The sequence below is a fragment of the Streptomyces diastatochromogenes genome (assembly GCF_002242805.1).
Taxonomy (GTDB): Bacteria; Actinomycetota; Actinomycetes; order Streptomycetales; family Streptomycetaceae; genus Streptomyces; species Streptomyces diastatochromogenes.
In genome coordinates, this window is the sequence record NZ_MCGQ01000017.1 from 99,793 (window position 1) to 120,490 (window position 20,698).

Genomic DNA, 20,698 nt, shown 5'->3' on the forward strand with positions numbered 1-20,698 from the left:
TCGACGCCACGGCGCCCCAGGTGCCGCGGAGAACCGCGTACCACCAGTTCATTTCCCTACGTGTTCCTTGCGCGAAAGGTGTGCTGTGCCGCGGAACATTCGAGTCTTCGACCATGGACGCCCCACGCTCAGCGTGGTCGTTCCCTGCTACAACGAGGCGGAGGTCCTCGCCCAGACCCACGCCCGCCTGAGTCGTGTCCTCGCCTCGCTCGCCGCGTTCGACTGCGAGCTGATCTACGTCGACGACGGCAGCGCCGACGACACCTGGGACGTCGTCAACTCCCTGGCGAAGAAGTCCGGTTCGGTGCGGGCCGTGAAGCTGAGCCGCAACTTCGGGCACCAGGCCGCCTGCCTGGCCGGTCTGCGGGAGGCCGTGGGCGACGCGGTCGTCGTCATCGACGCCGATCTGCAGGACCCGCCGGAGCTGATTCCCGAGATGGCGGCGCTGTGGCGCGACGGCTGGGCCGTCGTCTCCGCGCGGCGCCGCAGCCGCGAGGGCGAGACCCTGTTCAAGAAGGCCAGCGCGTACGCCTTCTACCGCCTGCTCAACACGCTGTCCGACCACTCCCTCGCCCTGGACACCGGTGACTTCCGGCTGCTCGACCGCGAGGTGGTCACCCTGCTCGCCGAGGCCGGCGACAAGAGCCTCTATCTGCGCGGTGCGGTGAGCTGGTTCGGGCTTCCCGAGGCCAGCGTCTCCTACGACCGGGATCCGCGGCAGGCGGGCGAGTCGAAGTACACCCTGCGCAAGATGCTCGCCCTGTCCCGGCGCGGCCTGCTGTCCGGGTCCGTGGCGCCGCTGCGCCTGACCACCTACCTGGGCGCCGCCGTCCTCGCGGGCGGTCTCGCCGCCGCGGCCGTCCAGCGCGACGCACGGCTGCTGGCCCGGCCCGGTGCCTTCGGCGCCCAGGCGCTGACCCTCGGCATCGTCGGCGAGTACCTGCACGCGGTGTTCCGCCAGGTCCAGGGCCGCCCCGACTACGTCGTCGAAGAGCGCCTCGGCGGCCGCGCGCAGCTCGGCCCGTCCGCCCCGTCCTCCCCGTCCGCCCCGTCCTCCGCTGTCCTTCCCGCAAAGGAGCGTGTTTCCCTGTGAACGCGCAGGCATCCGCACCGGCACCGCGCGCGGCCGACCCGGTCGACGTCGTCATCGTGGGCGCCGGTTTCACCGGTCTGTCCGCCGCCCTGGAACTGGCCACGCAGGGGCGCAGCGTCCGCATCATCGAGCGCGAGGAGATCGTCGGCGGGCTCGCCGCGAGCTTCGACATCGGCGACGGCAAGCGCCTGGAGCGCTTCTACCACCACTGGTTCTCCTCGGACACCGAGATGATCCGGCTGTGCGAGAGCCTCGGCATCTCCCATCTGCTGGAGGCCCACGAGACCCGTACGGGCGTGTACTACGCCAACTCCGTCTACCGGCTGTCCGCCCCGCTCGACGTGCTGCGCTTCGCACCGCTCGCGCTGCGCGACCGGATCCGCCTGGGGCTGCTGGCCCTGCGCGCCCAGAAGGTCAGGCACTGGCGGGAGCTGGAGTCCCGTACGGCCGAGGAGTGGCTGGTCTCGCTGGGCGGGCGGCGCGTGTACGAGGTCGTCTGGCGGCCGCTGCTGGAGGGCAAGTTCGGCAAGTACGCGAGCCAGGTGGGCGCCACCTGGATGTGGACCAAGCTGCACCTGCGCGGCGGCAGCCGCACCCGTTCCGGCAAGGAGACCCTGTACTACATCAAGGGCGGCAGCGAGGCGCTGCTCGGGGCGCTGCGGCGCCGCCTCGAGTCCCTCGGCGTCGACATCCGCACCGGCGTGGACGTCGAGGCCGTGCACACCGAGGGCGCCGGGGTCAGCGGGGTACGCGCCGGGGGCGAGTTCCATCCGGCCCGGCACGTGCTCGTCACCACGGCGCCGCAGGTCGCGGCGGGGCTCCTCGACCACGAGGGCGCGGACCACCCGGCGGTGCCGGAGCTGCTGCGGCGCTGGTCCTCGGTCGACTACCTGGGCAACGTCTGCCTGGTCCTGGAGAACCGGCACAGGCTCTCCGACACGTACTGGCTCAACGTCAACGACCCCGACTTCCCGTACGTCGGCGTCATCGAGCACACCAACCTCGACCGGCCCGAGCGTTACGACGGCCGGCACGTCGTCTACCTCTCCAAGTACCTGCCGACCGACGCCGAGCTGTACCGGATGACCGACGAGGAGGTCTTCGAGTACAGCCTGCCGCACATCCGGCGGATGTTCCCGGACTTCGACCGCGGCTGGGTCGAGCGCTTCCATGTCTGGCGCGCCGAGTACGCCCAGCCGGTGATCACCCCGTACTACACGCGGACCATGCCGTCGGTCGAGTCCCGGGTCCGGGGCTTGTACCTCGCGGGCATGGCGCAGGTGTTCCCCGAGGACCGCGGCACCAACTACGCGGTGCGCGACGGCCGTCGTACCGGGCGGCTGATCGCCGACCGCCTCGCCGCCTCCCCGTCCCCCGCCGGCACCACCTCCGGGAGCCCCGATGCCTGAGCTGCTCACCCTGGACCAGGCCGAGGCGCTGACCACGGACCAGGTGCACGACCTGTACCGGAAGTACGTCAGCCGCAGCCAGGTCTCCCTCATCGGCTCGTTCGGCTTCGGCCGTGACCTGGTCGACCACGCCGAGGGCGCCTGGATCCACCTGCGCGACGGCCGGCGCGTCCTCGACTTCACGGGCGGGGTCGGCGTCCTGAGCCACGGCCACAACCACCCGCGCATCCTCGCCGCCCGGCGCCGCTTCCAGGAGCGGCGGCGCATGGAGGTCCACAAGAACTACTTCTCGCCCTACGTGGCCGCCCTCGGCCACAACCTGGCGGCCCTGCTGCCCGGCGACCTGAACATCAGCTACTTCCCCAACTCCGGTGCGGAGGCGGTGGAAGGGGCGGTCAAGCTCGCCTACAAGTACCACCAGGGCCGGCGCGGCACCGTGCTGCACACGGACATCGCCTTCCACGGCAAACTGCTCGGCGCGGGCAGCCTCACCGCGTCGCCCGAGATCCACTTCCCGTATCCGCAGATCCCGGGAACCGACACCTTCGCCTACGACGACCTGGGCTCGTTCCTGCTCGCCCTGGACCGGCACACCACCTCAGCGGGCGAGTGCGACGTGTACGCCGTCGTGCTGGAGCCGTTCAGCGCCTCCAGCCTGCGCGAGTGCTCGCCCGAGTTCCTGCGCGAGGTCCGCCGGGTGTGCACCGAGCGCGACATCGTGCTGGTCTTCGACGAGGTGTACACCGGCTGGGGCAAGACCGGCGCCCTGTTCCACTTCATGCACCACCCGGGCCTCGTCCCGGACATCGTGACGACCTCCAAGTCCTTCGGCGGCGGCAAGGCGTCCATCTCCGGCTACATCGCGCGGGAGCCCGTCTTCCGTGCCGCGTACGACAACCTGGCCGACGCGACCCTGCACAGCACGACGTACTACGGCTTCGGCGAGGAGACCGCGACCGCGCTGGAGGCCGTGGCCATCGCCGTCGAGGACGACTTCCCCGGCCGGGCCCGCGCACTGGAGGAGCGGCTGAGCCAGGGGCTCGCCCGGGTGGCCGCCCGCCACCCGAAGCTGGTGCGGCAGGTCACCGGACGCGGCGCCCTGCACGGCGTGTTCCTCACGCCGGGACCGCAGCTCCCGGACGCGCTGCGCGAGAAGCTGCCGACCTCGGCGGCCAGGGACCCGCAGGCCGTCTCCAAGCTGCTGACCGGCGCCGTGATCGCCGCCCTCTACCGCGACCACGGCATCCTCACGTTCTTCGGCTCCAACCGCCTCATCGCCCTGATCGTGTCGCCGCCGCTGGTGGCCGAGACCGACGAGGTCGACCTGTTCGTGAACGCCCTGGACGAGGTGCTCGACCAGGGACCGGCCCGCCTGCTGGCCGGTCTGGTGAAGGAGAAGGTGACCGCATGAGGCTCACCGACCGCGCCCTGCACGACTCGGGGCTGCCGGCGTGCTGGGCGCACCTGTACGAGGCGCTGCGCCCCGCTCCCGCCCTGCACCGGGCGGTCCGGCACACCACCGAGAGCCTGAACCGGATGCCCGCCGGCTACCGCTGGGGCACGGCGGCCGCGCTGCGGCTGTTCCCGTCGGCGTTCTACGCCGTCACCCGCCGCAGCCCCCACACCGCCTCCGCCGAGGACGCCCGCCGGGCGCTGGCCCGGCTGCGCACCTGGCCCGGGTACGGCGAACTGCTGCGCGCCACCACGGCACTGGCCCTGTACGGCGCCCTCGACGGCGGCGTCGTACGGCCCGCCCCGCGCGCCCGGGAGGTCGTGCGATGAGCCCGTTGACGGTGCGCGGGAGCGTCGCCGAGGTGGAGTGCGACGCGCTGGTGGTCGGCTCCGGGGCCGGCGGCAGCGTCGCCGCCCTCGAACTGGCCCGCGCGGGACGGGCGGTGACCGTCCTGGAGGAGGGGCCGCGGGTCTCGACCGACGAGCTGGCGGCGGCGAGCCCCGCCGAGTCGATGCGCCGGCTGTACCGCAACGCCGGCGCGACCGCCGTGTTCGGCACGCCGACCATCGCCTACGGCGAGGCCCGTGCCGTAGGCGGCACCACGGTCGTCAACGGCGGTCTGTTCTGGGAGCCGTCCCGTGCCGTCCTGGACCGCTGGGCCTCCTGGTCCGGGTACGGCGGCTACCGGTCCGCGGTCGTGGGCGCCCACTTCGGCGACATCCAGCGGGAGCTGGGCATGATCGTCCAGGAGCACGGGGACGGCAACGAGGACTCCCGGCTGCTGGCGCGGGCCGCCGAGTCCCTGGGCTGGCGCTGGCAGCACCCGCAGCGGGTGGTGCGCGGCTGCGAGCACCGCAACCAGTGCGCCACGGGCTGCCCCAGCGGGGCCAAGCAGAGCATGGCGGTGTCGTATCTGCCGCAGGCCGAGGCCCTGGGCGCGGACATCGTCCCCGGGACGCGCGTCGAGCGGATCGCGCACCGCCGGGGCACCGTGCGCGGCGTGGAGGCGGTGGACGGTGCGGGGCGCCGGGTGCGCTACCGGCCGCGCGACGTGTTCGTCGCGGCGGGCCCCATCGGCACGCCCGTACTGCTGCGCCGCAGCGGCATCCACTCGCGCACGGCCGGACGGCACCTGGCCCTGCACCTCAACCTGCGCACGATCGCCCGGTTCCCGAAGGCGGTCGACGCCGTGCGCGGCACCATGTTCACGGCGCAGGTCCAGGAGCACTCGGCGCTCGGCATGCTCGTCATGCCGTCCAACCTGACGCCGGGCGGCCTGGGCGCCGCACTGGCCGGCCGCGACCCGGCCCAGGTCGACAAACTCCTCGCCGCCCGCGCCCACCTGGGCATGTTCACCACGCAGGTGCGCATGCAGGGCGGTGCGGGCATCGCCGCGGTCGTGGGCGGCGCCCCGGTGCTGCGCCACGGCATGACCCCCGCCGATCACCACGCGCTGCGCCTGGCGTTCCGGCGGACCGCCCGGCTGCTGTTCGCCGCGGGCGCGGTGGAGCTGTTGCCGCCGACCAGTGGCACGGGCCCGCTGCGCACCCCGGCGGACGTGGACGCGTACTGCGACCGGGTCCGGCCCGGCGACTGGGAGCTGGTGTCGGTGCACGGCATGGGCAGCTGCCCCATGGCCCTGCCCGAGCGCGGCGGGGTCTGCGACGAGGCCGGCCGCCCGCACGGCTTCACCAACCTGCGCCTGTGCGACGCGAGCGTCCTGCCGGGCGCCCCGGGCATCAGTCCGCAGGGAACGATCATGTCCTTCGCCCGCGAGATCGTGGGCCGTTATCTGGAGTCGGCGTGAGCGAGCAGGCAACGCGAGCACGGACCGCCGAGGCGGCCCCCGCTTTCAGTACCGCCGCAGTGGTCGCCTCCTGCGTCGGCTTCGTCCTCATCGGTGCGCTCCAGGCGCTGTACGGGCCCGCGATCCCGGCGCTGCGGCGGGAGTTCGGGCTGTCCCCCTCGGTCGCCGGGCTCGGCCTGAGCGCGCACTTCGTGGGCGGGGTCGCCGGGGTGCTGCTCTTCAACCGGCTGTACGGCCGGATCGGCAACCGGCAGATCCTGGGCAGCTCCTACGTGCTGATGGCCGCCGGTGCCGTCGGGTTCGCGCTCGCGCCGAACTGGCCCGTCGCACTTGCCATGGCCCTGCTCGCGGGGCTCGGCTTCGGCGGCATCGACTACGGCCTCAACCAGCTGTTCGCCGTCGGCTTCGGGCGCCGCTCGGCCGCGATGCTGAACGTCCTCAACGCGCACTTCGGCGTCGGCGCCATCCTCGGCCCGGCCCTGATCGGCGCGGTCGGGGCCGGGCACTACCCGGCCGTCTTCCTCGCCTTCGCCGCGGCCAACCTGCCGCTGCTGCTGTGCCTGAAGGGCGTGCGCGACCAGGCACCGGACCCGGCGGAGGAGGCGCAACAGGCCGGTGGGGACGGGGCCCTGAGGCGCAGTCTGGCCTCGGTGCTCGCCATGTTCGTCACGCTGTACGTCCTGCACGTGGGCATCGAGGCGGGGGTCGGCGGCTGGGAGCCCACCCACCTGGAGACGGTCGGCTACGGCGCCGGCGCCGCGGCCACCGCCACCTCGGTGTACTGGCTGATGATGACGGTGGGCCGGTTCCTCGTGGCACCGCTCGCCCTGCGGTTCTCGGCGCAGTCCATCATCACCGTGTCCTGCGCGGGCATGACCGGCTGCCTGCTCCTTGCGGTGGTGCCGGGGATCGCCCCCTACGCGTACGCGGGGGTCGGCCTGTTCATCGCGCCGATCTTCCCGACCGGCCTGCCGTGGCTGAACCGGGCGGCGCCCCGGGCCCGCCAGGCCGGCGCGCTGGTCATCGCCGCGTCCATGGTCGGCGGTGTCGTGGCGGGCCCCGCCCTCGGCAAGGCCATCGAGTGGTCCGGCATCAGGGCCGTACCGCTGCTGCTGTGCGGCGTCTCGGCGCTGTGCCTGGCCGCCACGCTCTGGCTGATCCGCGCCACCCGGGCCCGTTGAGCGCTTTGAGCCTTTTGAGCGCTTTCGACCCGCTGAGCCTTTTGAGCCCCGCCCCGAAGAGCCCCCCGAAGAGAAGGGAAGCCTCCGTATGCCCGCTCTGACGACGACGTCCGACGGTTTCCTGCTGCACGGAGAGCCGTTCCGGATCATCTCCGGCGCGCTGCACTACTTCCGCGTCCACCCCGGCCAGTGGGCGGACCGGCTGCGCAAGGCACGCCTGATGGGCCTCAACACGGTGGAGACGTACGTCCCGTGGAACCTCCACCAGCCCGACCCGGACGGCGGCCTGGTCCTCGACGGCCTCCTCGACCTGCCCCACTTTCTGCGCCTGGCCCAGGAGGAGGGGCTGCACGTCCTGCTGCGGCCCGGCCCGTACATCTGCGCCGAGTGGGACGGCGGCGGGCTGCCCGGCTGGCTCACCGCCGATCCGGACATCCGGCTGCGCACCAGTGATCCCCGCTTCACCGGCGCCGTCGACCGCTACCTCGACCTGCTGCTGCCACCGCTCCTGCCGCATCTGGCGGCCGCCGGCGGCCCGGTCGTCGCCGTCCAGGTGGAGAACGAGTACGGGGCCTACGGCGACGACACCGCCTACCTGGAGCATCTGCGGGAGGCCCTGCGCAGCCGGGGCGTCGAGGAGCTGCTGTTCACCTGCGACCAGGCAGACCCCGGGCACCTGGCGGCCGGCAGCCTGCCCGGCGTCCTGGCCACCGGAACCTTCGGCGGCAAGATCCCCGACGCCCTCGCCGAGCTGCGCGCCCACCGACCCGAAGGGCCGCTGATGTGCGCCGAGTTCTGGATCGGCTGGTTCGACCACTGGGGCGGACCGCACCATGTGCGGGACACGGCCGACGCCGCCGCCCGCCTCGACGAGCTGCTGTCCGCCGGCGCCTCGGTGAACATCTACATGTTCCACGGGGGCACCAACTTCGGCTTCACCAACGGCGCCAACCACTACCACGCCTACGCCCCGACCGTGACGTCGTACGACTACGACGCCCCGCTGAGCGAGCACGGCGACCCCGGCCCGAAGTACCACGCCTTCCGCGAGGTGATCGCCCGGCACGCCCCGGTGCCCGACGAGCCCGCCCCCGCACCGGCCGCGAAACTCCCGCCCACCCCGGTGGCGCTGGACCGCCGGGTCCCGCTGCTGCCGCAGGTGGCGGCGCTGAGCGACCCGGTACCGGCCGAACATCCGCCGACCATGGACGAGTTGGGGCTGCGCAGCGGATACGCGCTGTACCGCACCGCCGCTCCGGTCGGCGGCGACGGCCTGCTGCACTTCTCCGGCGGCATCGGCGACCGCGCCCAGGTGTTCGTCGACGGCGCCCCCGTCGGCGTGCTCGAACGCGAACGGCACGACGAGGCGCTGCCGGTGCGCGTCCCGCGGCCCGGCGCCGCCCTGGACGTGCTCGTCGAGAACATGGGCGGCGTCAACTACGGGCCGCGCATCGGCGCCCCCAAGGGCCTGCTCGGCCCGGTCTCCTTCAACGGCACCGAACTGCGGGACTGGCTCTGCCATCCCCTGCCGCTGGACGACCTCGCCGCCCTCCCCTTCACCCCCGACGCCACCACCACGTCCACCGGCCCCGCCTTCCACCACGGCACCTTCGACGTGGCCACCCCGGCCGACACCTTCCTGGCCCTGCCCGGCTGGACCAAGGGCCAGGCCTGGATCAACGGCTTCCACCTGGGCCGCTACTGGAACCGCGGCCCCCAGCACACCCTGTACGTCCCCGCGCCCGTCCTGCGCCCCGGCCGCAACGACCTCGTCCTGCTGGAACTGCACGGCACCACCGGCACACAGGCCCACCTGACCCCCGCCCCCGACCTCGGACCGGAGAAGTCCTGATGTCCCACCCGCACCACCACCTGCGCGTCCCCGCACCCGTCGCGGTCCCGCTCACCGGCCATCTGCCGTTCGCCGACGCCCCCGGGGTCGCCGACCCGATCGAGGTGACCAGCCGCTACCTCACGCGCGGCGGCCGTCCCTGGTTCCCCGTCTCCGGCGAGTTCCACTACAGCCGCTACCCCGCGGACCGGTGGGAGGAGGAGCTGCTGAAGATGAAGGCGGGCGGCGTGACGGCCGTCGCCGGCTACCTCATCTGGATCCACCACGAGGAGACCGAAGGCCGTATCCGCTTCGACGGCGACCGCGACCTGCGCCGCTTCGCCGAGCTGTGCGCGCGCCACGGCCTGGACTTCATCCCCCGCATCGGCCCCTGGTCGCACGCGGAGGTCCGCAACGGCGGCCTGCCCGACTGGCTGCTGGCACGCGCCTGCACGCCGCGCACCGACGACCCCGCGTACCTGGAGCCCGTCCGCACCTGGTTCGCGGCCATCGCCGAGCAGTTGCGCGGCCTCGACCGCGCGCACGGCGGACCGATCGTCGCCGTCCAGATCGAGAACGAGCTGTACGACCAGCCCGGCCACCTGCTCACCCTGAAGCGGATGGCGCAGGAGGCGGGGCTGAGCGCACCGCTGTGGACGTCCACGGCGTGGGGTGGCGTGCAACTGCCGGGCGACGAACTGCTGCCGCTGTACGGCGGCTACCCGGAGACGTTCTGGACCGAGGCGGACGGCGGCTGGCCCGACACCTGCCGCAAGCACTTCTTCTTCACCCACCAGCGCGACGACGAGGGCATCGGCGCCGACCTGCGCCCCACCACCGTGCGCGGCGCCGACCCCGAGGAGCACCGGGACCGGTTCCCCTGGGCCACCTGTGAACTGGGCGGGGGCATGGCCGTGGCCTATCACCGCCGGCCCCGCGTCGACGCCGCCGACATCGGCGCCCTCGGCCTGACCAAGATCGGCTGCGGCTCGGTGTGGCAGGGCTACTACATGTTCCACGGCGGCACCAACCCGGCCGGCGAACTGACGACCCTCCAGGAGTCGCACGCCACCGGCTACCCCAACGACCTGCCCGTCCTGACGTACGACTTCCAGGCTCCGCTCGGCGAGTGCGGCCAGGTCCGCCCCTCGTACCACGAACTGCGCCTGCAGCACCTGCTGCTGGCCGACTTCGGCCATCTGATCGCCCCCATGGAGTCGGTCCTCCCGGCGGAGCAGCCGACCGGGCAGCACGACCTCGACACACTGCGCTGGGCCGTGCGCGGCGACGGCACCTCGGGCTTCCTCTTCGTCAACAACCACCAGCCGCACGAGCCGCTGCCGGCCCACCCGGACACCTCGTTCACCGTGGAGTTCGCCGGCGCACCCGCCGTGACCCTGCCCAGCACCCCGGTCACCGTCCCCGAAGGCGCCTACTTCTGCTGGCCGCTGCACCTGGACGTGGCGGGCGCCCACGTGGAGTGGGCCACCGCACAGCCGGTGTGCACCATCGACTGCGACGGCCGTACGGTCCTGGTCCTGGCCGCGACGGACGGCATCGCCCCCGAACTCGCCCTGCGCGCGGACACGGTGAGCGCGCTGCGCACCCCGTCCGGCGACCTCACCACCGCCGACGACCGCGTCCTGATCACCGGGATCCGCCCCGGCACCGACGCCCTGGTCGAGGTGGACACGGCGGACGGCGGACAGGTCGGCCTGCTGATCCTGGACGCCGCTACGGCGCGCACCGCGTACCGGGGCACCGCCTGGGGTGCCGAGCGGCTGGTGCTGTGCGCCGACGGCGCCGTGCTCTTCGACGGTGACACGGTCCGCGTGCACAGCACCGCCGCGGAGCCGTCGTTCGCCGTCCTGCCCGCTCCCGAACGCCTGCCCGTCGCGGTCGGCGCGGCGATGAAGCAGACGGCGGACGGTGCGCTGACCCGCTACACCGTGCTGCCCGACGACGCGCCGGACACCGTTGCCGCACCGGTCACTCTGCTCCGGCCCGCGGACGACGCCCCCGAGCCCGTGACCGGCGTGCAGGGCCGGGCGAGCGCCCCCGCGGACGCCTTCTTCGACACGGTCGCGGCCGAGTACCGCATCGACGTACCGGATGCCGTCCTCGACCCGACGCGGCGAGCGCTGCTGCGCATCCGGTGGACCGGGGACGTGGCCCGCGCCTACGTGGGAGACACGCTCGTGTCCGACCAGTTCTTCTCCGGCCGCCCCTGGGACATCGCCCTGGACCGGCTGCCCGGAGAGCGGCTGCGCACGAGCGGCCTGCGCATCCGCGTGCTGCCGCTCTCGCCGGACGCCCGGGTGCATCTGCCCGAGCGGGCGGCGCAGCAGGCGTACACGACGGCGGTCTCCGACGCCGAGGTGATCGTCGCCCGGGTCCTGACCATCGACACAGCCTGAGAGTCACCGGTGTCCCCACCGAGTCCGGTGGGGACACCGCCTCGGTGAGCCCGCCGTACCCCCCGGAACCGCCGTGCGGGAGGATCGCCAGGACGACACCAGGCAAGCACGAAGGAAACGCGCGTCATGTCTCGCAGCACTGACGACGGGCCGGCGCCCAGAGGCCGCAGCCGACGCAGCTTCGCGGGAACGCGTCCCGTGATGGACGACGTGGCCAAACTGGCGGGCGTCTCCAAGCAGACCGTCTCCCGGGTCCTCAACGACCACCCCGCCGTCCGCCCGGAGACCCGGGAGGCGGTCCTGGAGGCCATGCGCACCCTCGGCTACCGGCCCAGCCGCAGCGCCCGCTCGCTCGCCAGCGGCCGGACCCGCATGCTCGGCGTGATCTCCTTCGACGCGGCCCGTTTCGGTCCCGCCTCCATCCTGACGGCGATCAACGGCGCGGCGCAGGAGGCCGGTTACCTGGTCAGCTCCATCGCCCTCGACACCGCCGACCGGGACACGGTGGTGCGCGCGGTGGACCGCCTCGGGGCCGAGGGAGCGGACGGCGTGATCGCCATCGCCCCGCAGCTCTGGGTGGGCAAGGCCCTGGCGGAGGCCGCCCTCGACGTCCCTCTCGTGGTGCTGGAGAACGACCTGGAGGACGGCACCCCCTGGGTGACGGCCGACTCGTGGGCAGGCGCCCGCGCCGCCACCGACCACCTCCTCGCTCTCGGACACGAGACCGTCCGGCACGTCGCGGGCCCCCAGGGCTGGACCTCCGCCGACCGGCGCGTGCTGAGCTGGACCGCCGCCCTGAAGGCGGCCGGCGCCCCCGTCCCGGCCCCGCTCTTCGGGGACTGGAGCCCCGACTCCGGCTACGACCTGGGCCGCCGACTGGCCGACCGGACCGACGTCACCGCCGTGTTCGCGTCCAACGACCAGATGGCACTCGGCGTCCTGCGCGCCCTGCACGAAGCCGGCCGCCGTGTCCCCGAGGACGTCAGCGTCGTCGGCTACGACGACATCCCCGAGGCCGCACACCTGCTCCCGCCCCTGACCACCGTCCGCACCGACTTCGCCGAGATCGGCCGACGCTCCCTCCGCCTCCTGGTGAACCGCATCGGCGGCACGGAGGACTCGCCGGTCGATCCCGTCGTCCCGGTGGAACTCATCGTCCGCCGCAGCACGGGCCCGGCCCCTCGGTAGGCCATGCGGAAGGCCAGGTCACGGGCTACGTGCCCGGGGCTGAAACCACGCTGAAACCGCACTGAACCGCCTCGGCCGCACGCTCTGCGGCATGAAGACGGACCACGAACTCGCGATCGCGGCCACCGGGCTGCGCAAGTCCTACGGGGACAAGACCGTCCTCGACGGCATCGACATCCAGGTGCCCGCCGGCACGATCTTCTCCCTCCTCGGGCCGAACGGCGCGGGCAAGACCACGGCGGTCAACATCCTGTCCACGCTGATCTCCGCCGACGGCGGACAGGCGCGGATCGCCGGGCACGACCTCACCGCCGAGGCCCAGGCGGTACGGGCCGCCATCGGGGTCACCGGCCAGTTCTCCGCCGTGGACGGCCTGATCACCGGCGAGGAGAACATGCTCCTGATGGCCGACCTGCACCACCTCTCCAAGCACGAGGGACGACAGGTCACCGCCGAGCTGCTGGAGCGCTTCGACCTGGTCGAGGCCGCGAAGAAGCCCGCCTCCACCTACTCCGGCGGCATGAAGCGCCGCCTCGACATCGCCATGACCCTGGTCGGCAGCCCGCGGATCATCTTCCTCGACGAGCCGACCACCGGCCTCGACCCGCGCTCCCGCCACACCATGTGGCAGATCATCCGCGAGCTGGTCTCCGGCGGCACCACCGTCTTCCTCACCACGCAGTACCTGGAGGAGGCCGACCAGCTCGCCGACCGCATCGCGGTGCTCAACGGCGGCAGGCTCGTCGCCGAGGGCAGCGCCGAGGAACTCAAGCGGCTCGTCCCCGGCGGCCATGTACGGCTGCGCTTCTCCGACCCGGTCGCCTACGAACAGGCGGCCACCGCACTGCGCGAGACCACCCGGGACGACGCGGCGCTCGCCCTGCAGATCCCCAGCGACGGAACCCAGCGCGAGCTGCGCGCCATCCTCGACTGGCTCGACTCCGCCGGCATCGAGGCCGACGAGCTGTCCGTGCACACCCCGGACCTGGACGACGTGTTCTTCGCGCTGACCGGAAGCCCGGTACCCGCCCAGTCCACCGGTTCCAGCGACTCCGCCGACTCCGCCGACTCCGCCGACAAGGAGACCGTCCGATGAGTACCGCCACCCACGCCTTCCGCGACAACCTCACCATGCTGCGGCGCAACCTCCTGCACGCCCGCCGCTACCCCTCCCTCACCCTCCAACTCCTGCTCACCCCGGTCATCCTGCTGCTGCTGTTCGTCTACGTCTTCGGCAACGTGATGAGCGCCGGCATCAACGGCGGCCACGCGGACCGCGCCGAGTACGTCGCCTACCTCGTCCCCGGCATCCTGTTCCTGACCATGAGCATGACCTCGCTCGGCACCGCGGTGTCCGTGGCCACCGACATGACCGAGGGCATCATGGCCCGGTTCCGCACCATGGCGATCTCCCGCGCCTCCGTGCTGATCGGCCACGTCATCGGCAGCGTGATCCAGACGCTGATGGCTCTGGTGCTGGTCCTGGGCATCGGACTGGCCATCGGCTTCCGGCCCGACGCGACGCCGGTGGAGTGGATCGCGGCGGCCGGGCTGCTGGCTCTGGCCAGCCTCGCGCTGACCTGGATCGCGGTCGGCATCGGCCTGGTGAGCCCCAACGCCGAGGGGGCCAGCAACCTCGGGACGCCGCTGACGATGCTGCCGTTCCTGTCCAGCGCGTTCGTTCCGGTGCACCTCATGCCGGGCTGGTTCCGCTGGTTCGCCGAGTACCAGCCGTTCTCACCCACCATCGAGACCCTGCGCGGGCTGCTGCTGGGCAGCGAGATCGGCACCAAGAACGCGGTGCTCGCCGTCGCCTGGTGCCTGGGTCTGACCGTGGTGGGCTACCTGTGGTCCAAGGCGAAGTTCAACCGTGAGCCCCGCCGGTGAGTTCGCGCAGCGCCGCGGCCCGCAACTCCTCCTGCCCCAGGGTGGCGTACCCCGATCTCGCATCGGCGTACGCCGCCCTGTCGGCGTTCTCGGCCGCCTGCCGGGCCCGCGCCGCGGACAGGGTGGGGAAATCCCGCGTCACCGGCATCCGCTCCGCCAGCGCCAGCAGCCGTACGGCCGCCGTGTCGCCCCCGGCCAGCCGGGCGAATCCGAGCGCCAGCAACACCGTGCCGTACACCGGCAGTTCCACCGGAGATCCGTCGGCCGAGGAGCCGGAGAACATCGCGAGCAGCCGTTCCCGCAGCTGTTCGGCCAGCCCGGCCACCGGCTCCAGCCGGCCGTGCTGCGCGTGCGCCGCCAGCGCGGTCGACTGAATCCGCAGCCACCACGGATCCACGAACGGATCACCGGCATACGGCACGCTGTCCTCCCGGATCCGCTCGACCGCCTGCCGCCACAGCCCGAGCCCGACCTCGGTCAGCCCCCGGGCCAGCGCGATCTCCGCGCGGGCCGACAGATCGGGAGAGTAGATCCGGGCGGACTCCGGCTGCTGCTCCAGGGCGGCGAGGCCCAGCCAGTACTCCGCCTCGTCGACCTCCCCGCGCTGCAGACAGGCGAGCACCAGCCCCCAGCGGACGCCCATCGAGTCCGACCAGCCGCCGACCTCACCGAGCGCGTCCGCGGCCCGCAGATGCTCGTACGCCTCGGCGCCGTGCCCGGACTGGAGGCACAACTCGCTGATCCGCCCATGGCTGAGCAGTGCCATGGACGGATTGCCGAGCGGCCCCAGCGCGGCGAGCATCCGGCGGGCGCACGCGAGCGCGCGCTCCGTCTCGTGCTCGGACTCCCACACGTAGCTGGCGACGCCCGCGGCGATGCCCGCCAGGATGGGCTCGTCGGCGTCGCAGAGTTCCTGAAGCCGCGTGTACTGCGGCGCGCGTATGTCCGGGACGGCACACAGCACGACGGCCAGTGCTCGCGGCACGGTGTCCGGCGGGGCGGGCGGCAGTCGGCGCAGGGTGGCGAGCTGGCGCACGGCGTGCGGGCCGTGGCCCATGAACAGAGCGGCCGTGCACACCACCGCCGCGCTCCGGGCCGCCTCGACGTCCTCCGGCCCCGGGCGGAAATGGGACAGCGGCCCACCGGTCTCGGCGGCGAGGGTGGCGAGCCGGGTATAGCTGGTGCCGACGGACCACAGGGAGGCCAGTGCGGCGGTGAGGGCGGCGATCGCCGACCCGTCGGCGCGGGCCAGGGCGTGCCGCAGCGCCAGGACGAGGTTGTCCTGCTCGGCACGGACGCGGTGGAACGAGGCCGACGAATCGCCGCTGAACAGCACGTCGTGGTGCGCCCGGCCGAAGTCCCGGGCCCAGGAGAGGAACCGGCCGGTCACCGCCTCCCCCTCGCCCGCCTCCACGCGCCGGGCGGCGCTGAACTCCCGCAGCGTCTCCAGCATGTGGAAGCGCACCCCGGAAGGGCTCCCGGAAGGACTCCCGGAAGGGCCCTCGCTCACCTTGATCAGGGACTGACCGGCCAGCTGCTCCAGCAGATCCAGCGCGCCCCCGGTCTCACCGAGCACGTACTCCGCCGCGTCCTCGGTGAAGCCCCCGGGAAACACCGACAACGCACGCAGCGCGGCCCGGCCGTCGGCCTCCAGCAGGTTCCAGCTCCACTCGACCACGGCCCGCAGCGTGCGATGCCGCTCGGGTGCGTCCCGGGCGCCGCCGCGCAGCAGCGCGAAACGGTCCCGCAGCCGGCGCGAGATGTCGGCCACGGAGAGCACCCGCACCCGGGCCGCGGCGAGTTCCACGGCCAGCGGCAGCCCGTCCAGGTGACGGCAGATCTCGGCCACGCGGTCGGCGGGCAGCTCCACGCCGGGCCGGGCCGCCCGCGCCCGCTGTTCGAAGAGTTCGAAGGACGTGGCCAGGGACAGTTCCGGCAGCGCGTACACGGACTCCGAGGTCAGCCCCAGGGGCGCCCGGCTGGTCGCCAGCACCCGCAGCTCCTTCGACCGCGACACCAGCGCCTGCACGAGAGCGGCCGCACCGGCGAGTACGTGCTCGCAGTTGTCCAGCACCAGCAGGGCGGGGCCGGGCCCCAGCGCGGCGACGACGCCGCTCACCTCGTCCCCGCCACCGGCGAACTGCCGGCCTTCCCCGGCACCGACCACCGAGGCCACCTCACCCACCACGTCCTCGTCGGCGGTGACACCCACCAGGGTGACGAAGTGCACCAAGGGCTGCTCGGCCGCCCGGCTCACCGCGTGGGAGAGCCGCGTCTTGCCCAGCCCACCAGGGCCTACGACCGTGACCACCCGCGCCTCGCGCAGCAGCCCGGCGACGGCGGCGACGTCGGCGTCCCGCCCCAGCAGGGGGTTCGGCTCATGCGGCACGCCGTGCCGGACGGGCGGTGTGTCCGCGCGCAGCAACTCCTGGTACAGGGCCCTGAGCCGGGGCCCCGGATCCATGCCCAGCTCATCGCGCAGCCCGCGCCGATAGCCGTCGTACCGGGTCAGCGCGGCGGCCCGACCCACCGTGGCCGCCTCGCAGCGCAGCAGCTCCGCCAGCACCTCCTCGTCACGCGGCAGTTCGCGGACCAGCTCGGCCAGCGGCGCCGCCGCCTCCTCCGTCCGCCCCAGCCGGGCCAGCGCGAGCGCCCGCGACCGGACCAGCGAACGGAACACCGGGACCCGGTCGGCACGCAGCGCGGTGACCGGATCGCGCAGCTCCTCACCCTCCCCGGCCCCCAGGCTGCCGTCCCACAGCGTCAGCCCCGCCTCGGCCCGCGCCAGGGCGCCCGCGTGGTCCCCCGCCCGCCCGCGCTCGGCGCTCGCGGCCTCGTACGACAGCAGCGCCGAGCTGTCGACCTGCGCCTCGTCCAGCGCGAGCCGGTACCCCGTCGGCGTACTCACGATCAGCCCGGCACCCACCAGTGCCCTGAGCCGCGACACCAGCACCTGCACGGCCTTGCCCGGCCGCTCCGGCAACTCGTCCGGCCACAGCCCCTCCACCAGCCGCCCCGTACTGCACCCGGCCCGCAGATCCGCAGCGAGCAGCGCCAGCAGTCCCCGCAGCCGAGGCGCCGTTATCTCCTGTCCACGACAGGCAACTCGGGGCAACAACGTCAACTCGGTGGTCACGCCTGAAGATTAGCCAGCAGAGCACCGAACACACTGCAATGAACGAGAAAACCCCAGGTCAGACAGTGTCCGACCTGGGGTCCAGAAGAGCCGCTTTCGGGATTCGAACCCGAGACCTACGCATTACGAGTGCGTTGCTCTGGCCATCTGAGCTAAAGCGGCGCGCCGTCCGCACTTATGGTGCGATCAGCAACGTCGGTAAGTCTACACAGTTTCCGGAGGTGCTTCGTACACGCCCCGGAGCGCGGGGGTCCGGGGCGGGCTGGAGGGGCTATGAGCAGCGCTTTCCGGTCGGCGGCGGGGTGCCGTGGAGGAGGTAGGTGTCGATCGCCGAGTCGATGCAGGCGCTGCCGCGGCCGTAGGCGGTGTGGCCGTCGCCGACATAGGTCAGCAGGTGGCCCGAGGAGAGCTGGCGGGCGAGGGACTGGGCCCAGGGGTAGGGGGTCGCCGGGTCGCGGGTGGTGCCGACCACGAGGATGGGGGCCGCGCCCTTCGCCTCGATGCGGTGCGGCCCGCCCGTGGCGTTGACCGGCCAGTACGCGCAGTTCAGCGAGGCCCAGGCCAGGCTCCTGCCGAAGACCGGGGACGCCTTCTCGAACTGCGGGAGGGCCTTCTCCACCTGCTCGGGGCTGGTGAAGGCGGGCGGGAGGTCGAGGCAGTTCACGGCGGAGTTGGCCATCATCAGGTTGCTGTAGCGGCCGTGTGCGTCGCGTTCGTAGTAGCTGTCGGAGAGGGCGAGCAGGCCCGCGCCGTCGTTCTTCTCCATCGCCGAGGTCAGCGCCTCGCGCAGCTGCTCCCAGGTCCCCTGGTCGTACATGGCCGCGATCACTCCGGTGGTGGCCAGCGCCTCGCCGAGCATGCGGTGGTCCGCCTCGCCCCCGGGGATGGGGTGGGCGTCCAGCCTGCGGAAGAAGGCCTCGAGGTGGTCGCCGACCTGGGCGGGTGTCGTGCCCCTGCCGCCGAGCGGGCAGTCGGGCTGGCGTACACAGTCCTTCGCGAACGCCTGGAACGCCGTCTCGAAGCCCGCCGTCTGGCCCAGGTTGAGCTTTCTGGCGTCCAGGGAGGGGTCCATCGCCCCGTCCAGCACGAGGCGGCCCACCCGCCCCGGGAACAGCCCGGCGTACGTCGCCCCGAGGAAGGTGCCGTACGACGCCCCCACGTAGTTCAGCCGGGGGTCGCCGAGCACCGCCCGCAGGATGTCCATGTCCCGCGCCGCCTCGACGGTGGACACGTGCCGCAGCAGCTTCGCCGAGTGCGCCCCGCAGCTGTCGGCGAACGTCTTGTACTCGCCGACCAGCGCATTCGTCTCCCGCTGGTCGTCGGGCGTGTTGTCCGTCTGCGTGAAGGTGTCCATCCGGGGTCCGTCGAGGCATTCGACGGGCTCGCTGCGGGCGACGCCCCGTGGGTCCATCGCGACCATGTCGTAGCGGGCGCGGATCTCGGCGGGATAGCCGATGCCCGCGTACTGCTGGAGGTAGTCGATCGCGGAGCCGCCCGGGCCGCCGGGGTTGACCAGCAGCGAGCCGAGCGGCTTCTCCTTGCCGGTGGCCTTCTTGCGGGCGACGGCGAGCCGGATGTCACCCGCGCCGGGCTTGGCGTAGTCCAGTGGCGCCTTCATCGTGGCGCACTGGAAGCCGGGGGCTCCGCAGCTGCGCCAGTGCAGGTGCTGGGTGTAGTACGACGACAGCGCCGGCGGTGTGGACCGCGGCAGCGCGGCCAGCGCAGCCTGAGCCGCGGTGCCGGACGACGTGGTCGAGCTACCGGAGGAACAGGCGGACACGAGCAGCGCGGCGGCCGCGAGCAGGCTGCCCGAGACGCGCGCGGTCGCCCGGGTCCGGTTTCGGGTCCCAGTTCCGATCCGGGTCCGGGTGCTGCGGTTCCGGCGGGGGGAAGGCCAGGTGTGCATCGGACGAGCGTAACGCTGAGCGACGGGATGGGTGCGGCGCGTTCGGACTGTCGCCTCGTACGAGGGACGCGGTCCGTCAACCACCGTACGCCCGGCTCACCCCGCCCGCAGTGCCATCGTCATCGCCTCCACCGCCAGCAGCGGAGCCACGTTGCGGTCCAGGGCCTCGCGGCAGGCGGCGATCGCCTCGATGCGGCGCAGCGTGGCCTCCCTGGAGCTGCCGCGGGCCAGCCGCTCCAGGGCGTCCTCGGTGTCGCCGTTGGCGATGGCGACCCGTGAGCCGAGCTGGAGGGCGAGGACGTCGCGGTAGAAGCCGGTGAGGTCGCCGAGGGCCACGTCCAGGCTGTCGCGCTGGGTGCGGGTTCTGCGGCGCTTCTGCATGTCCTCGAGGTCCTTCATCACGCCCGCCGTACCGCGCGGCAGCCGGCCGCCCTGGACCGCGCCGAGCGCCGCCTTCAGCTCCTCGGTCTCCTTGCCGTCCATCTCCTCGGCGAGTTGCTTGGCGTCCTCGGCGGCCGCGTCGACCAGCTCCTGGGCCGCCCTGAGGCAGGCGCCCACCTCGTCCAGGCGCAGCGGGAGCCTGAGCACGGCGGCGCGCCGCTCGCGGGCCGCCGGGTCGGTGGCCAGCCGGCGGGCCCGGTCGACATGGCCCTGGGTGGCGCGGGCGGCGGCCGCGGCGACCTCGGGTTCGATGCCGTCTCGGCGTACGAGCATGTCGGCGACCGCGTCGACCGAGGGCGTCCGCAGGGTCAGGTGGCGGCAGCGGGAGCGGATCGTGGGCAGGACGTCCTCGACCGAGGGGGCGCACAGCAGCCAGACCGTCCGCGGGGCGGGTTCCTCGACGGCCTTGAGGACGGCGTTGGCCGACTTCTCGTTCAGCCGCTCGGCGTCCTCGACCAGGATGATCTGCCAGCGGCCGTTCGCCGGGGAGGTGAACGACTTGCGGACGGTGTCCCGCATGTCCTTCACCAGGATCTCGGCGCCCACGGCGGCGACGGTGTTGACGTCCGCGTGGGTGCCGAGCAGCGCGGTGTGGCAGCCGTCGCAGAAGCCGCAGCCGGGGGATCCGCCGAGGGCGCGGTCGGGGCTCACGCACTGCAGGGCGGCGGCGAAGGCCCGCGCCGCCTGGTTCCGGCCCGCTCCGGGCGGGCCGGTGAACAGCCAGGCGTGGGTCATCTTCGACGCCTCAGGCAGCGGCTCGGCCGCCGAGGCGGCCGTGACCAGGGCGTCGGCGTCCCGCGCGGCGGCGTCGAGCACCGCGCTCACCTTCTCCTGCCCGACGAGGTCGTCCCACACGGTCATGGGTCACGCCGCCCTTCCGTCACACTCCGCGTTCCGGAATCCATTGTGCGGGTCCGCACTGACAACGAGGGCGGCGCCCGTCAGCGCA

14 protein-coding genes and 1 tRNA gene are annotated in these 20,698 nt (G+C 73.0%); 11 read left to right on the plus strand and 4 right to left on the minus strand.

Annotation, left to right across the window (positions count from 1 at the left end; genetic code table 11):
- Window positions 1-85: 85 nt before the first annotated feature.
- The 11 genes from BEK98_RS22090 (at window position 86) to BEK98_RS22140 (ending at window position 14,266) form a co-directional block, all read left to right on the plus strand.
- Complete coding sequence (locus BEK98_RS22090) at window positions 86-1,093, plus strand: glycosyltransferase family 2 protein (RefSeq protein WP_143684142.1); 1,008 nt, start codon at window positions 86-88, stop codon at window positions 1,091-1,093.
- Complete coding sequence (locus tag BEK98_RS22095) at window positions 1,090-2,502, plus strand: NAD(P)/FAD-dependent oxidoreductase (RefSeq protein WP_094218363.1); 1,413 nt, start codon at window positions 1,090-1,092, stop codon at window positions 2,500-2,502. Before BEK98_RS22090 ends, BEK98_RS22095 begins: the two co-directional genes overlap by 4 nt.
- Complete coding sequence (locus BEK98_RS22100) at window positions 2,495-3,913, plus strand: aspartate aminotransferase family protein (protein ID WP_094218364.1); 1,419 nt, start codon at window positions 2,495-2,497, stop codon at window positions 3,911-3,913. The genes BEK98_RS22095 and BEK98_RS22100 overlap by 8 nt, the downstream gene beginning before the upstream one ends.
- Entirely contained in the window at window positions 3,910-4,284 is a 375-nt protein-coding gene (locus BEK98_RS22105) for a hypothetical protein (protein ID WP_094218365.1), read from the plus strand. Before BEK98_RS22100 ends, BEK98_RS22105 begins: the two co-directional genes overlap by 4 nt.
- Entirely contained in the window at window positions 4,281-5,762 is a 1,482-nt protein-coding gene (locus tag BEK98_RS22110) for a GMC family oxidoreductase (RefSeq protein ID WP_094218366.1), read from the plus strand. Before BEK98_RS22105 ends, BEK98_RS22110 begins: the two co-directional genes overlap by 4 nt.
- On the plus strand, window positions 5,759-6,943 hold the full coding sequence (locus tag BEK98_RS22115; protein ID WP_094218367.1) for an MFS transporter: 1,185 nt from the start codon (window positions 5,759-5,761) through the stop codon (window positions 6,941-6,943). The genes BEK98_RS22110 and BEK98_RS22115 overlap by 4 nt, the downstream gene beginning before the upstream one ends.
- 88 nt (window positions 6,944-7,031) lie before the next feature.
- Entirely contained in the window at window positions 7,032-8,795 is a 1,764-nt protein-coding gene (locus tag BEK98_RS22120) for a glycoside hydrolase family 35 protein (protein ID WP_094218368.1), read from the plus strand.
- Window positions 8,795-11,191 (plus strand): beta-galactosidase, encoded by a 2,397-nt coding sequence (locus tag BEK98_RS22125; protein WP_094218369.1) that lies wholly within the window; start codon window positions 8,795-8,797, stop codon window positions 11,189-11,191. The genes BEK98_RS22120 and BEK98_RS22125 overlap by 1 nt, the downstream gene beginning before the upstream one ends.
- Before the next feature lie 126 nt (window positions 11,192-11,317).
- Window positions 11,318-12,379 carry a LacI family DNA-binding transcriptional regulator gene (locus BEK98_RS22130; RefSeq protein ID WP_094218370.1) on the plus strand — a complete coding sequence of 354 codons (1,062 nt, stop codon included), beginning with the start codon at window positions 11,318-11,320 and terminating at the stop codon, window positions 12,377-12,379.
- Between the two features lie 91 nt (window positions 12,380-12,470).
- Window positions 12,471-13,475 carry an ATP-binding cassette domain-containing protein gene (locus tag BEK98_RS22135; RefSeq protein ID WP_094218371.1) on the plus strand — a complete coding sequence of 335 codons (1,005 nt, stop codon included), beginning with the start codon at window positions 12,471-12,473 and terminating at the stop codon, window positions 13,473-13,475.
- Window positions 13,472-14,266 (plus strand): ABC transporter permease, encoded by a 795-nt coding sequence (locus tag BEK98_RS22140; protein ID WP_094218372.1) that lies wholly within the window; start codon window positions 13,472-13,474, stop codon window positions 14,264-14,266. The genes BEK98_RS22135 and BEK98_RS22140 overlap by 4 nt, the downstream gene beginning before the upstream one ends.
- Here BEK98_RS22140 and BEK98_RS22145 read toward each other — a convergent pair.
- From BEK98_RS22145 to BEK98_RS22160, 4 genes are all read right to left on the minus strand, one after another.
- Window positions 14,244-17,402, minus strand: a complete 3,159-nt coding sequence (locus BEK98_RS22145; RefSeq protein ID WP_094218373.1) for an ATP-binding protein — start codon at window positions 17,400-17,402, stop codon at window positions 14,244-14,246. The two genes, BEK98_RS22140 and BEK98_RS22145, sit on opposite strands and share 23 nt — an antisense overlap.
- An 88-nt stretch (window positions 17,403-17,490) precedes the next feature.
- A tRNA-Thr gene (locus BEK98_RS22150) sits at window positions 17,491-17,564 on the minus strand.
- A 109-nt stretch (window positions 17,565-17,673) separates the two neighbouring features.
- Window positions 17,674-19,308: an alpha/beta hydrolase gene (locus BEK98_RS22155; RefSeq protein ID WP_094218374.1), complete on the minus strand. Its 1,635-nt coding sequence runs from the start codon at window positions 19,306-19,308 to the stop codon at window positions 17,674-17,676.
- Between the two features lie 96 nt (window positions 19,309-19,404).
- Window positions 19,405-20,610, minus strand: a complete 1,206-nt coding sequence (locus BEK98_RS22160) for a DNA polymerase III subunit delta' (RefSeq protein ID WP_094218375.1) — start codon at window positions 20,608-20,610, stop codon at window positions 19,405-19,407.
- Window positions 20,611-20,698 lie beyond the last annotated feature (88 nt).